The sequence below is a fragment of the Neptuniibacter sp. CAU 1671 genome (assembly GCF_029222905.1).
Lineage (GTDB): Bacteria > Pseudomonadota > Gammaproteobacteria > Pseudomonadales > Balneatricaceae > Neptuniibacter.
In genome coordinates this window covers 118,790-132,286 of the sequence record NZ_JARHUE010000006.1, presented here as the reverse complement: position 1 = coordinate 132,286, position 13,497 = coordinate 118,790, and the positions used below count along the sequence as shown (strand labels likewise).

Genomic DNA, 13,497 nt, shown 5'->3' with positions numbered 1-13,497 from the left:
GAGTTCTTGCTTGAGGCCGCCGGTGGGCGACCCCCGCCTGGTGTTCGGATATGCCCTTATTCGTTTTCCAACTCGATATCGATACCGAGGGAGCGAATTTCCTTGATGAGCACGTTGAAGGATTCCGGCATGCCCGGTTCCATCCGGTGATCGCCATCCACGATGTTTTTGTACATCTTGGTACGGCCGTTCACGTCGTCGGACTTCACGGTCAGCATCTCCTGCAGGGTGTAAGCTGCACCGTATGCTTCCAGTGCCCACACCTCCATCTCACCAAAGCGCTGACCACCGAACTGAGCCTTACCACCCAGCGGCTGCTGAGTAACCAGGCTGTAAGAACCGGTAGAACGCGCATGCATTTTGTCGTCTACCAGGTGGTTCAGTTTCAGCATGTACATGTAGCCAACGGTAACCGGACGGTCGAATTGCTGACCGGTACGGCCATCAAACAGCAAACACTGTCCGGAATCGTTCAGACCTGCCAGACGCAGGAGAGACTTGATCTCAACCTCTTTGGCACCGTCGAACGCCGGAGTTGCCAGAGGCACACCTGCAGTCAGGTTGTTGGCCAGTTCCAGAATCTCTTCATCAGAGAAGTTATCCAGATCTTCCGTGCGGCTGTTCATGCCAGCACCCAGGTCAGCGTTGTAGATCTGATGCAGGAAGCCGCGTACTTCTTTTACGGTTTCCGCACGGGCGCGTTCCTGTTCCAGCATCTCATTGATGCGACGACCCAGACCTTTGGCAGCCATACCCATGTGGGTTTCAAGGATCTGACCCACGTTCATACGGGACGGTACGCCCAGCGGGTTCAGTACGATATCAACCGGTTCACCGTTTTCATCGTACGGCATATCTTCAACCGGCATGATTACGGAGATAACACCCTTGTTACCGTGACGACCGGCCATCTTGTCACCTGGCTGTACACGACGTTTAGTCGCAACATACACCTTGACGATTTTCAGTACGCCCGGTGCCAGATCATCGCCGGTCTGCAGCTTGCCTTTTTTGTCTTCGAAGCGACGCTCCAGAGACTCTTTACGGTCTTCCAGCTGTTTCTGCGCCAGTTCCAGCTGTTCAGCTGCAGCATCATCAGATACACGGATCTTGAACCAGTCAGCTTTAGGCAGCTCAGCCAGGAACGCTTCAGTGATCTCTTCGCCTTTTTTCAGGCCAGCACCACCATCCGCTTTCAGACCTACCAGTACTTTGCTCAGACGCTCAAAAGTCGCCTGTTCAACAATACGGTACTCTTCGTTCAGGTCTTTGCGGATTGCATCCAGTTCAGACTTCTCGATAGACAGCGCACGCTGATCTTTCTGTACGCCATCACGGGTGAATACCTGTACGTCGATAACCTTACCGATCGTACCGGTCTTCACGCGCAGGGAGGTGTCCTTAACGTCAGACGCTTTTTCACCGAAGATTGCACGTAGCAGTTTCTCTTCAGGGGTCAGCTGGCTTTCACCTTTTGGTGTTACCTTACCAACCAGAATATCGCCAGGACCTACTTCTGCACCGATGTGCACAATACCGGACTCATCCAGCTTGGCCAGGGCAGATTCACCTACGTTTGGAATATCAGAGGTGATCTCTTCAGAACCCAGCTTGGTATCACGCGCCACACAGGTCAGTTCCTGAATGTGGATAGTGGTAAAGCGGTCATCCTGAACCACACGTTCAGAGATCAGGATGGAGTCCTCGAAGTTGTAACCATTCCAAGGCATGAACGCGATGCGCATGTTCTGGCCCAGTGCCAGTTCACCCAGGTCCACAGATGGACCGTCTGCCATCACGTCACCGGTCTGCACCATGTCGCCAGGGCTTACGATAGAACGCTGGTTAATACAGGTGTTCTGGTTAGAACGGGTGTATTTGGTCAGGTTGTAGATATCGACACCGGCTTCACCTGCCACCACTTCGTCATCATTTACACGGACAACGATGCGGCTGGCATCAACCGATTCAATCACACCACCACGACGTGCAACTACACACACACCGGAGTCCTGTGCCACGTTACGCTCGATACCCGTACCCACCAGTGGCTTTTCAGCACGCAGAGTCGGCACCGCCTGACGCTGCATGTTGGAACCCATCAATGCACGGTTCGCGTCATCGTGTTCCAGGAACGGGATCAGAGAAGCAGCTACAGATACAACCTGACGTGGAGACACGTCCATGTACTGTACTTTCTCTGGTGACATGACAGTGGTTTCGTTCAGGTGACGAACAGTTACCAGCTCATCAGTCAGACGACCTTCTTCGTCCATCGCCGCAGAGGCCTGCGCGATAACAAAGGTGTTTTCTTCAATCGCTGACAGGTAATCCAGTTCATCAGTTACCTGACTGTTTACAACACGACGGTAAGGCGTTTCCAGGAAGCCGTACTCGTTGGTGCGGGCAAACACCGCCAGGGAGTTGATCAGACCGATGTTTGGACCTTCAGGCGTTTCGATTGGGCAGACTCGACCATAGTGAGTCGGGTGTACGTCACGTACCTCAAAGCCTGCACGCTCACGGGTCAGACCGCCGGGGCCCAGAGCAGAAACACGACGCTTATGCGTAATCTCAGACAGCGGGTTGTTCTGGTCCATAAACTGAGACAGCTGAGAGGAACCAAAGAACTCTTTAATCGCCGCAGCAACAGGTTTGGCATTGATCAGATCCTGAGGCATCAGGTTATCTGATTCTGCCATGGACAGACGTTCACGCACCGCACGCTCAACACGGACCAGACCTACGCGGAACTGGTTTTCAGCCATCTCGCCTACGGAACGGATACGACGGTTACCCAGGTGGTCGATGTCATCCACAGTGCCTTTGCCGTTACGGATGTCGATCAGGGTGTGCATCACCGCCAGGATATCGTCTTTATCCAGTACGCCGGAGCCGACAACTTCATCACGACCCAGACGACGGTTGAACTTCATGCGACCTACAGCAGACAGGTCGTAGCGCTCTTCGGTAAAGAACAGGTTCTCAAACAGCGCTTCAGCCGATTCTTTGGTAGGCGGTTCGCCCGGACGCATCATGCGGTAGATCTCAACCAGAGATTCCAGCTGATTGCGGGTCGGGTCAATACGCAGGGTTTCAGATACGAAAGAGCCGCAATCCAGGTCGTTTGTGTACAGGGTTTCAAACGTAGTGATACCCGCTGCACGCATCTTCTTAACCAGATCTTCAGTGATCTCAGCGTTGGATTCGCAGATCACCTCACCGGTTGACGGATCAACCAGATCTTTCGCCATGGCCTTACCGCACAGGTACTCCATTGGTACCGGCAGGTATTCCATGCCCGCTTTTTCCATCTGACGGATATGACGCGGCGTGATACGACGGCCTGCTTCAACAACCACGTTGCCTTCCGGATCTTTCACTTCGAAAGACAGGGTTTCACCACGCAGACGGTCAGCCACCAGTTTCATCTTGATGGTGTCAGCGCCCAGATCCCATTCAGTGTTGTCGAAGAACATCTCCAGGATTTCCTGCGCTTCATAACCCAAAGCACGCAGCAGGATAGTCGCTGGCAGTTTACGACGACGGTCGATACGGACAAACAGGTTGTCCTTAGGATCAAATTCAAAATCCAGCCATGAACCACGGTAAGGAATGATACGCGCGGAATACAGCAGTTTGCCGGAAGAGTGAGTTTTACCTTTATCGTGATCAAAGAACACGCCGGGTGAGCGGTGCAGCTGGGATACGATAACCCGCTCAGTACCGTTGATAACAAAGGTACCGTTTTCAGTCATCAGAGGCATTTCGCCCATGTAGACTTCCTGCTCTTTGATATCTTTTACCGCTTTAGTGCTGGAGTCACGGTCATAAATAACCAGGCGTACTTTGACTCGCAGCGGCGCATGGTAAGTCACACCACGCACCTGACATTCTTTCACATCAAATACCGGCTCGCCCAAACGGTAGCCGACATATTCCAGCGATGCATTGCCGGAATAGGACACGATAGGGAATACAGAGTTAAATGCGGCATGCAGACCTTCATCCAACCGTTCAACCGAATCAACGCCGGTTTGCAGGAATTTTTTATAGGAGTCGAGCTGAATTGCCAGCAGGTAGGGCACATCCATGACTTGCGGTAATTTACCGAAGTCCTTGCGGATGCGTTTCTTTTCAGTATATGAATAAGCCATCAGTGATCCCCAGCAAGTGCACCAATTTGTACAGGCAGAGCCAATTAAGGTTGGCGTCTGATATACCGTTATCGTTTACAGCACAAAATAACGGAAAAAGGCCGGTGGCATTTAGCCACCAGCCATCAGCACTTCAGGCAGTCAAGCTGCCTGGTGTAGCAAGAAGCTATTACTTAACTTCAACAGTAGCGCCAGCTTCTTCCAGTTCTTTCTTCAGAGCTTCTGCGTCGTCTTTGCTCAGGCCTTCTTTAACAGTGGATGGGGCACCGTCAACGATAGCTTTAGCTTCTTTCAGACCCAGACCAGTTGCACCACGTACAACTTTGATTACGTTTACTTTCTTCTCGCCAGCAGCGGCCAGAATAACGTCAAACTCAGTCTGTTCTTCAGCAGCAGCAGCGTCACCACCAGCAGCAGGGCCAGCAGCAACTGCAACAGCAGCAGTTACACCGAATTTTTCTTCCATTGCTTCGATCAGAGCAACAACGTCTTTTACAGACATTTCAGCAATAGCGTTAAGGATATCTTCGTTAGTCAGAGACATTTTAAATTCCTGATATTTGTCAGCCCGTAGGCCATTAAAACAGTTTCAAAAAACAAGGCTAAAGCGCTTAGGCTGCCTGCTCTTTTTGATCGCGAATCGCAGCAATGGTACGTACCAGTTTGCCGGCGGCAGCTTCTTTCATGCACGCCATCAACTTGGCAATGGCTTCGTCGTATGTTGGCAAGCTTGCCAGCACAGCAACATCAACCAGTTCACCATCAAAAGCTGCTGCTTTCAGTTCGAACTTGTCATTACCTTTCGCGAAATCCTTCAGGATACGCGCACCGGCACCTGGGTGCTCAGTGGAGAAAGCAATGATAGACGGACCTTTGAAAGCATCCTGCAAGCATGCGTAGTCAGTACCTTCAACTGCACGACGCGCCAGGGTGTTACGTACGACTTTCAGCCATACCCCTGCTTCGCGCGCCTGCTTACGCAGGGCAGTCATATCGCCTACTTCAACGCCGCGGGAATCCGCAACAACAGCAGACAGAGCACCTTTAGCAGCTTCGTGGACTTCAGCGACGATCGCTTTTTTATCTTCAAGTCCTAATGCCACAATTTACTCCTGGAGTTCGTCTTTCGACTTGTTACCAACCGCCCCAGAGGGGCTACGAGTACGGTGGTCTGATTCAAATACAGCATCACACCGTCTGCGCAGGCTGGTTACCCATTAAGAGGGCCGCAAGCGACCCTCACCTGCGGTCTTTGACGGCCTTCGTCTCTGAAAAACAGGTTCAGAAGACCCTCAAAAAACCTTTATTACTGATTAAGCGTCCAGAGAGGACTGATCAACCAGCAGACCTGGACCCATAGTGGTCGACAGGGTAACTTTTTTCACATACACGCCTTTAGCAGAAGCTGGTTTCAGCTTCTTCAGGTCGGAGATCAGTGCTTCGATGTTCTGCTTGATAGCAGCTGCTTCAAAGTCAACTTTACCAACACCCGCGTGGATGATGCCGTTCTTGTCAGTACGGAAACGCACCTGACCGGCTTTAGCATTCTTAACAGCGGTTTCAACGTCTGGAGTCACGGTGCCAACTTTAGGGTTTGGCATCAGACCACGAGGACCCAGAACCTGACCCAGCTGACCTACAACGCGCATCGCATCTGGAGTTGCAATAACAACACCAAAGTTCAGATCGCCGCCTTTCATCTGTTCAGCCAGATCTTCAAAACCGACAACGTCTGCACCTGCAGCTTTTGCTTTCTCAGCGTTTTCACCCTGAGCAAACACAGCAACACGCACGTCATTACCAGTACCGTTTGGCAGTACAGTAGAACCACGTACAACCTGATCAGATTTACGTGGATCAACGCCCAGGTTCACAGAAACATCAACGGTTTCTTTGAACTTAACAGCAGACAGTTCAGACAGCAGAGTTACAGCTTCTTCGATACCGTAAGCTTTACCGCGCTGGATCTTTTCGTTGATCGCCTTCTGGCGCTTAGTCAGCTTAGCCATTACTCTTCACCCTCTACTCTCAGACCCATGCTACGCGCAGTACCACCGATGGTACGCACAGCCGCATCCATATCTGCAGCAGTCAGGTCAGGCATTTTAACGGTCGCAATCTCTTCCAGCTGAGCACGGGTAACAGTACCCACTTTCTCAGTGTTAGGACGGCTGGAACCACTCTTCAGACCCATTGCTTTTTTCAGCAATACAGACGCTGGAGGAGTTTTAGTAATAAAAGTGAAGCTGCGATCAGAATAAACTGTAATCACAACCGGAGTAGGCAGACCTGGCTCCAGACCCTGTGTAGCAGCGTTGAACGCCTTACAGAATTCCATGATGTTCACACCATGCTGACCCAATGCAGGACCAACCGGCGGAGAAGGGTTAGCTGCACCAGCTGCAACCTGCAGCTTGATGTACGCCTGAATTTTCTTAGCCATTTTTCAATGTACTCCTAGTGGGTATAACGCCCGAAGGCTCCCCGTTTTTACAAGACAGAAAAACCCCAGCAGCCGCTGAGGTTATTCCGGAATTCGTTTTATCAGGCCTTTTCGACCTGACTGAAATCCAGCTCAACCGGAGTTGAGCGACCGAAGATCAATACCGCAACCTGCAGCTTGTTCTTCTCGTAATTAATCTCTTCAACCACACCGTTGAAGTCAGCAAACGGACCGTCAGTGACACGCACCATCTCACCCGGCTCAAATACAGTCTTAGGCCGCGGCTTATCAACTCCGCTTTCTACACGGTTAAGAATCTCGTTTGCTTCAGCTTCAGTGATTGGCGCAGGCTTGCCTGCGGTACCACCAATGAAGCCCAGCACGTGCGGCGTATCTTTCACCAAGTGCCAGGTTTCATCATTCATATCCATGTTTACCAGCACGTAACCCGGGTAGAACTTGCGTTCGGACTTGCGTTTTTTGCCGTCACGAATCTCTACCACCTCTTCGGTGGGCACCAGCACATCACCAAAGAGATCCTGCATCTGATGCAGATTGATACGCTCTTTCAGCGTATTCATTACGCGCTTTTCGTACCCGGAGTACGCATGTACTACATACCAACGCTTAGCCATGCTACCTATACCTTTAACCGATTACCCCGGAAACCACCCAACCGAGCAGGGAATCCAAACCCCACAACATCAGGCCAACAATAAGCACCACCACAACCACCATCGCAGTTGTCTGAGCTGTTTCCTGACGTGTTGGCCAGACAACCTTACGGATCTCTGACTTAGCTTCTTTAAACAGCTTGAAAAAAGCACGGCCTTTTTCAGTCTGCAACGCCACAAACCCTGCCACCAGCGCCAGCACCAGCAAAGCAACAACCCGGTACAGCAGCGAATGCTCTGCGTACATCGAGTTACCCACCACACCTGCTGCCAAGAGCGCGATAACAACTACCCATTTCAGGGCATCAAATTTTGATCCTTCGGAAGTCACTTTCGCGTTCACGCCTTGGGCCTCTGGATAACAATAAGCTTGGGCTTTTTTGGATGCCAATTCCGAATGAATTGGCAGGCCAGGAGGGACTCGAACCCCCAACCTGCGGTTTTGGAGACCGCTGCTCTGCCAATTGAGCCACTGGCCTACTGCCTAATAGGGACGCACATTATATGGACGTCCCTAGGGGATAGCAACACCTAATTATCGAATTTTATTCAACAATTTTGGATACAACACCCGCGCCAACGGTACGGCCACCTTCACGAATCGCGAAGCGCAGACCTTCTTCCATTGCTACTGGGTTGATCAGCGTAACGTCCATCTGGATGTTATCGCCAGGCATTACCATTTCAACGCCTTCCGGCAGTTCACATGCACCAGTGATGTCAGTGGTACGGAAGTAGAACTGTGGACGGTAGCCTTTGAAGAATGGAGTGTGACGACCACCTTCTTCTTTGCTCAGTACGTATACTTCGCCTTCGAAACGGGTGTGAGGCTTGATTGAACCAGGCTTACACAGTACCTGACCACGCTCAACGTCATCACGCTTGGTACCACGCAGCAGCGCACCAATGTTCTCACCTGCACGACCTTCGTCCAGCAGCTTACGGAACATCTCAACACCAGTACAGGTAGTTTTAGTAGTTGGACGGATACCAACGATTTCGATCTCGTCGCCTACTTTAACGATACCGCGCTCAACACGGCCAGTTACTACAGTACCACGACCCTGGATAGAGAATACGTCTTCGATAGGCATGATGAATGCACCGTCGATTGCACGCTCTGGTTCTGGGATGTAAGAGTCCAGCGTTTCAACCAGTTTCTTAACTGCAGAAGTACCCAGACCGTTTTCGTCTTCGCCGTTCAGCGCCATCAGCGCAGAACCTGGGATGATTGGAGTGTCATCACCTGGGAAGTCGTAAGTGTCCAGCAGCTCACGCAGTTCCATTTCAACCAGTTCCAGCATCTCCTGGTATTCTTCAGAGTCTGCGCCGCCGCAGTCGTCAGCCAGCAGGTCTGCCTTGTTCAGGAATACAACGATGTAAGGTACACCTACCTGACGAGACAGCAGGATGTGCTCACGGGTCTGAGGCATTGGGCCGTCAGTCGCGCCACATACCAGAATCGCACCGTCCATCTGTGCAGCACCGGTGATCATGTTTTTCACATAGTCAGCGTGTCCTGGGCAGTCAACGTGCGCATAGTGACGTGCTGGTGAATCGTACTCAACGTGAGAAGTTGCGATGGTGATACCACGCTCACGCTCTTCTGGAGCGTTGTCGATACCATCAAATGCAACGGCACTGCCACCCCAAGTCTCAGCACAAACGCGAGTCAGTGCAGCTGTCAGAGTAGTTTTACCGTGGTCAACGTGGCCGATGGTGCCTACGTTTACGTGCGGTTTGGAACGTTCAAATTGTGCTTTAGCCATGATCAATTCTCTACGTTTGAGTTACGAAGCGCCAAATATAACAAAGGGCAGATATATTTCTATATCTACCCTTAAAATATGGAGCTCAAGAGCGGAATTGAACCGCCGACCTCACCCTTACCAAGGGTGTGCTCTACCCCTGAGCTACTTGAGCATAACGTGCTGGAGCGGGTAGCGGGAATCGAACCCGCCTCTTCAGCTTGGAAGGCTGAGGTAATAGCCACTATACCATACCCGCCTTGCTGTCGAATGGTGGTGAGGGGTGGATTCGAACCACCGAAGCTCGCGCGTCAGATTTACAGTCTGATCCCTTTGGCCACTCGGGAACCTCACCATCTATCGATGCCTCGCTGTTGAAATGGTGCCGGCACCAAGAGTCGAACTCGGGACCTACTGATTACAAGTCAGTTGCTCTACCAACTGAGCTATACCGGCTCACAACAACGAAGTGGCGCGTATATTACTCAGTACGTTTGAGGCTTTCAACCCCTGTGCACGTTTTTTTTGTAATTTTTAACTCAGATGGGCTGTTTGCAACTATTTCTTTGATTTTATTGAATAAAATTTCATCAATAGCGGCATCAAACAGCACTCTGGAGCGGGTTTCAAAAGGACTGACAGGGTTCACTTCCGACGACACTTCGAGCAACGAAAGCAGTGATTGCGCCTGGTTGGCCCGCCGTTGATTTTGATACACCGCCAGCGTCTGGCGCATTTCTGACATATCAGCCAGCTGCCCTTCCAGGCCGTGTCTGCGCAACTGATCGAGCAATCTCAGGCGTTCAGAGGTAGAGATAACGACAGGCAGGGTAAGCCTGTATTGTTCAGGCAACACTACCCGTTCCGATTCGATATACGCCGTTATCTGCCGTGCATGCAACCATTGCTGTAACCCGGTCGCTGCAGGTTCATCAGAATAACCACTGACTTCATAACACGTATCAGCCACTTCACCACCCGCAGCGGATGGCAGAAGAGCTTCCTGTTTCAGGCGCAGCTCTCCCGCGTTGAACTCATTCAATAGCCGCAGGCGTTGCAGCTCAGCATCTTCATTCTGTGTTCGGTCACCCTGGCCCGTTTGCATTGAGAACCAGAAAAACAACAACGTATTGGCCAGCACCAGGAACAACAACCCCCAGCGCAGCAATATCATGACTGACTCCAGCGCAAGCCATCCAGCACAAGATGTTCACGCCATTCACCACACCCCGCCAGAGTATGAAACAGCGCCCCATCACCACCGGTGATAAACAACCGCATATCCGGCGCCAGTTCGTTGATAATTTTTTCCTGCAGAGCAGTGAACAGATAGTTCACACCATGCCCCACAGCACTGGCTGTATCAGTACCCGGAGAGGTGTTATGTCCCTGCATCTGTTCAGTGGCAAATCGCACCCGGGCGGTATCCTTGAGCAGGCTTTCTGTCATCAGGCGCAAGCCCGGCAGGATATATCCGCCGATATGCTGCCCCTGGGCAGTGAGGTAATCGACAGTGATGGCGCTGCCACAATCAACAACGCAGCAAGCGCAATGCGCCTCATTATAGGCAGCCAGCATCGCCAGCCAGCGGTCCACACCCATCCGGGATGGATCCTCATAGCTGTTAGCGACCCCCGCGCAACAGGCGGCTGTACGCGCAAAGTAGACAGGATGTTCTGAAAGCGGCTGTAGCCAGTTTAGTAGCTGCTGGTTATTAACCTCACCAGCTACGGATGCGACACGCACCTCACTTAACTTAGTCGGCCATGCGGCTGGCAGTTGGGATTCAAGATCACTGAAAACACTTCGACCGGCAGCAACAACGGCACCACCCGCCTGAGTAATGCGCCATTTGACGAAGCTGTTACCGGCGTCAATTTCAAGAATCATACGCGCTGAATACTGATCTCACCGCCATGGTAGGTCTGCACACCCTGCCCGGTATCAAGCAGCAATGCGCCGGATGCATCGACACCCTGGCATACACCACTGATCTCATTATCACCCACCTGCAGAGTAATCGACTTACCCTGATGTGCATTATATTCTTGCCAGTGCTGGGCAAACTCCACAAAACCACCTTCACTGAACTGGATCAGCAAGGGCACCAGCTGATTCAGGCAGGCAGCAAGCACTCCATTTCTGGACAGTGATTCAGTGCGCATCTCGGTTGTCAGATCAGTCCAGGGCTGATCAATCTGTTCACCCTGCTGATAAGGCATGGCTACATTGATACCGACACCAATGACGACCTGACAGGCACCTGAAGTCTCGCCATTGATCTCCAGCAGAATGCCCGCCAGCTTACGACCATTGACCAGCAGATCATTTGGCCACTTCAACTGCGCACCCGCCAGACCCATCTCTTCCAGCGCCTGCACCAGCGCGAGCCCAACAACCAGACTCAGGCCCTCAAGCGCACCGACGCCCTGTTCAAAACGCCATACCAGAGAGAAATAAAGATTACGACCAAAGGGACTGACCCAGGTCCGACCCCGACGGCCACGACCGGCGCTTTGCTGTTCAGCCAGATAGAGATTGCCATGACAGTTGCCCCTGAGGCAGTCCTGCATGGCCGAGGCATTGGTCGAGGCGGCATTCAGTTGCAGATCGATATCACCGAGTTTCTGCCGCAACGCCGGAGACAGGCTTTTATTGAGCAGATCAAGATTAAGCAGGTCCAGCCCGCCGGGAATACGGTAGCCCCGCCCTTTGACGCTGTATATCTCAAGGCCTTCCTCTTCAAGGCGCCGCATATGCTTCCAGATCGCACTGCGACTGATGCCCAGATGTTGCCCCAGCTCCTGCCCGGAGTGAAATTTGCCGTCTGCCAACACAGACAGCAGTGCACGGATTGTCATACGTGCCACCTACTCCTTTTCATACACTACGAAACTATAGGCAAAGGGATTATCCCCAGAGGGCGCAAAATCTTTGCGGCCCACTTCCTGCCAATCTGCAGGGTCGAATGCAGGAAACCAGGCATCGCCCTCTATAACCGCATCAACTTCGGTTATATACAACCGGTCTGCCAAAGGCAAAGCCTGTGCATAGATTTGCGCTCCACCGATCACCATGGCTTCTTCCAGACCGTTTATTAAACATAGGTTTTCGGCCAGCTCCCGGGCTTCTTCAAGGGAAGGCACCACTCTGACACCCGCAGGCGCATAGTCAGCCTGACGACTGATCACGATATTTTCACGTCCAGGTAACGGACGGCCAATCGATTCAAAGGTTTTGCGACCCATAATGATCGGCTTGGCCATGGTAACCTGCTTGAAATAGCGCAGGTCTTCCGGCAGATGCCAGGGCAACGTATTATTGATACCAATGACCCGATTTTTTGCCTGAGCGACGATGATCGCCAGCTTCATACCTACTCCTAACTGATCAGACACTGCTTCGCGCTGCTACAACCTTTGTCAAATCAAAGAGCTTTGGTAACATGGCGAGGTAAACGCAAATTTAACCACAGGTGTTAGTAACAAACCAATGAGACAGTACCTTGATCTATGCCAGCGAATAATTGATGAAGGTGTCTGGGTTGAAAACAAGCGCACCGGTAAGCGCTGCCTGACCGTTATTAACGCCGATCTGACCTATGATGTGGCCGCTGGCCAGTTTCCCATGGTCACTACCCGCAAAACCTTCTACAAATCAGCCATCGCAGAAATGCTGGGTTACCTGCGTGGGTATGATAATGCGGCTGATTTCCGCAAAATCGGTACCAAAACATGGGATGCCAATGCCAATGACAATGCTGACTGGCTGGCTAACCCCTACCGCAAAGGTACCGATGACTGCGGCTTCATCTATGGCAAAGTCGGGCGTAACTTTCCCAAACCCGATGGCGGCAGCATCGACCTGCTCCGCAAGATTGTCGATGACCTGAGTAACGGCATCGATGACCGGGGTGAAATCTATACCTTCTACCACCCGGGTGCGTTCCATATGGGATGCCTGCGTCCCTGCATGTACAGCCATCATTTTTCTCTGCTTGGTGACACCCTCTACCTGAACAGCACTCAGCGCAGCTGCGATGTTCCGCTTGGACTCACCTTTAATATGATTCAGGTCTACTTTCTGCTGGCCATCATGGCGCAGATTACCGGCCACAAAGCCGGCAAGGCTTACCACAAGATCGTCAACGCCCACATTTATGAAGACCAGATTGACCTGATGCGGGACGTGCAGTTAAAACGTGAGCCGCTTGATCTACCCGTGCTCAAGATCAACCCAGATATCAAAACGCTGGAAGATCTGGAAACCTGGGTCACCGTGGATGATTTTGTCGTTGAAGGTTATCAGCATCACGACCCTATTCAGTACCCGTTCTCGGTATAACAAGCACAGTCCAACACGCACCCCGCTGCTTGTTTTGGGGCAATAGCACATTGCTCCGTCCCGCTTTCTTAAAATCATTTCCAGTGCATCTGTCATTTGCTGGAAAAAATATCATGCACACATTTTATCCT

The 13,497-nt window shown here is 51.8% G+C and carries 13 protein-coding genes and 5 tRNA genes; 1 reads left to right on the top strand and 17 read right to left on the bottom strand.

The window, feature by feature from the left end:
* Window positions 1–56: 56 nt before the first annotated feature.
* The 17 genes from rpoB to P2G53_RS11490 form a co-directional block, all read right to left on the bottom strand.
* Window positions 57–4,157 carry a DNA-directed RNA polymerase subunit beta gene (rpoB, locus tag P2G53_RS11570; RefSeq protein WP_275817374.1) on the bottom strand — a complete coding sequence of 1,367 codons (4,101 nt, stop codon included), beginning with the start codon at window positions 4,155–4,157 and terminating at the stop codon, window positions 57–59.
* A gap of 169 nt (window positions 4,158–4,326) precedes the next feature.
* On the bottom strand, window positions 4,327–4,701 hold the full coding sequence (gene rplL / locus P2G53_RS11565) for a 50S ribosomal protein L7/L12 (protein ID WP_275817372.1): 375 nt from the start codon (window positions 4,699–4,701) through the stop codon (window positions 4,327–4,329).
* 67 nt (window positions 4,702–4,768) lie between these two features.
* On the bottom strand, window positions 4,769–5,260 hold the full coding sequence (gene rplJ / locus P2G53_RS11560) for a 50S ribosomal protein L10 (RefSeq protein ID WP_275817370.1): 492 nt from the start codon (window positions 5,258–5,260) through the stop codon (window positions 4,769–4,771).
* Between the two features lie 210 nt (window positions 5,261–5,470).
* Window positions 5,471–6,166: a 50S ribosomal protein L1 gene (rplA, locus tag P2G53_RS11555; protein WP_275817368.1), complete on the bottom strand. Its 696-nt coding sequence runs from the start codon at window positions 6,164–6,166 to the stop codon at window positions 5,471–5,473.
* Window positions 6,166–6,600: a 50S ribosomal protein L11 gene (gene rplK / locus P2G53_RS11550; protein WP_275817366.1), complete on the bottom strand. Its 435-nt coding sequence runs from the start codon at window positions 6,598–6,600 to the stop codon at window positions 6,166–6,168. The genes rplA and rplK overlap by 1 nt, the downstream gene beginning before the upstream one ends.
* A 101-nt stretch (window positions 6,601–6,701) precedes the next feature.
* Window positions 6,702–7,235 carry a transcription termination/antitermination protein NusG gene (nusG, locus tag P2G53_RS11545; RefSeq protein ID WP_275817364.1) on the bottom strand — a complete coding sequence of 178 codons (534 nt, stop codon included), beginning with the start codon at window positions 7,233–7,235 and terminating at the stop codon, window positions 6,702–6,704.
* Window positions 7,236–7,248: 13 nt separating this feature from the next.
* Window positions 7,249–7,617: a preprotein translocase subunit SecE gene (gene secE / locus P2G53_RS11540; RefSeq protein WP_275817362.1), complete on the bottom strand. Its 369-nt coding sequence runs from the start codon at window positions 7,615–7,617 to the stop codon at window positions 7,249–7,251.
* A 60-nt stretch (window positions 7,618–7,677) separates the two neighbouring features.
* Window positions 7,678–7,753: transfer RNA gene (locus P2G53_RS11535), tRNA-Trp, on the bottom strand.
* 66 nt (window positions 7,754–7,819) lie between these two features.
* The gene (gene tuf / locus P2G53_RS11530) at window positions 7,820–9,043 is read right to left on the bottom strand and encodes an elongation factor Tu (protein WP_275817360.1); all 1,224 of its coding nucleotides are present in this window, start codon (window positions 9,041–9,043) and stop codon (window positions 7,820–7,822) included.
* 79 nt (window positions 9,044–9,122) lie between these two features.
* A tRNA-Thr gene (locus P2G53_RS11525) sits at window positions 9,123–9,197 on the bottom strand.
* 9 nt (window positions 9,198–9,206) lie between these two features.
* A tRNA-Gly gene (locus P2G53_RS11520) sits at window positions 9,207–9,281 on the bottom strand.
* Window positions 9,282–9,293: 12 nt separating this feature from the next.
* Window positions 9,294–9,377, bottom strand: a tRNA-Tyr gene (locus tag P2G53_RS11515).
* A gap of 25 nt (window positions 9,378–9,402) precedes the next feature.
* Window positions 9,403–9,478: transfer RNA gene (locus tag P2G53_RS11510), tRNA-Thr, on the bottom strand.
* A 25-nt stretch (window positions 9,479–9,503) separates the two neighbouring features.
* A complete protein-coding gene (locus P2G53_RS11505; RefSeq protein WP_275817358.1) occupies window positions 9,504–10,196 on the bottom strand; it encodes a hypothetical protein in 693 nt (230 codons plus the stop codon).
* Window positions 10,193–10,912, bottom strand: coding sequence for a type III pantothenate kinase (locus tag P2G53_RS11500; protein ID WP_275817356.1), 720 nt, complete (start codon window positions 10,910–10,912; stop codon window positions 10,193–10,195). The genes P2G53_RS11505 and P2G53_RS11500 overlap by 4 nt, the downstream gene beginning before the upstream one ends.
* A complete protein-coding gene (gene birA / locus P2G53_RS11495; protein ID WP_275817354.1) occupies window positions 10,909–11,883 on the bottom strand; it encodes a bifunctional biotin--[acetyl-CoA-carboxylase] ligase/biotin operon repressor BirA in 975 nt (324 codons plus the stop codon). The genes P2G53_RS11500 and birA overlap by 4 nt, the downstream gene beginning before the upstream one ends.
* Before the next feature lie 9 nt (window positions 11,884–11,892).
* Window positions 11,893–12,396: a dihydrofolate reductase gene (locus P2G53_RS11490; RefSeq protein WP_275817352.1), complete on the bottom strand. Its 504-nt coding sequence runs from the start codon at window positions 12,394–12,396 to the stop codon at window positions 11,893–11,895.
* A gap of 118 nt (window positions 12,397–12,514) precedes the next feature.
* Between P2G53_RS11490 and P2G53_RS11485 the strand changes: the two genes are divergently transcribed.
* A complete protein-coding gene (locus P2G53_RS11485; protein WP_275817350.1) occupies window positions 12,515–13,366 on the top strand; it encodes a thymidylate synthase in 852 nt (283 codons plus the stop codon).
* The last annotated feature ends 131 nt before the right edge of the window (window positions 13,367–13,497 follow it).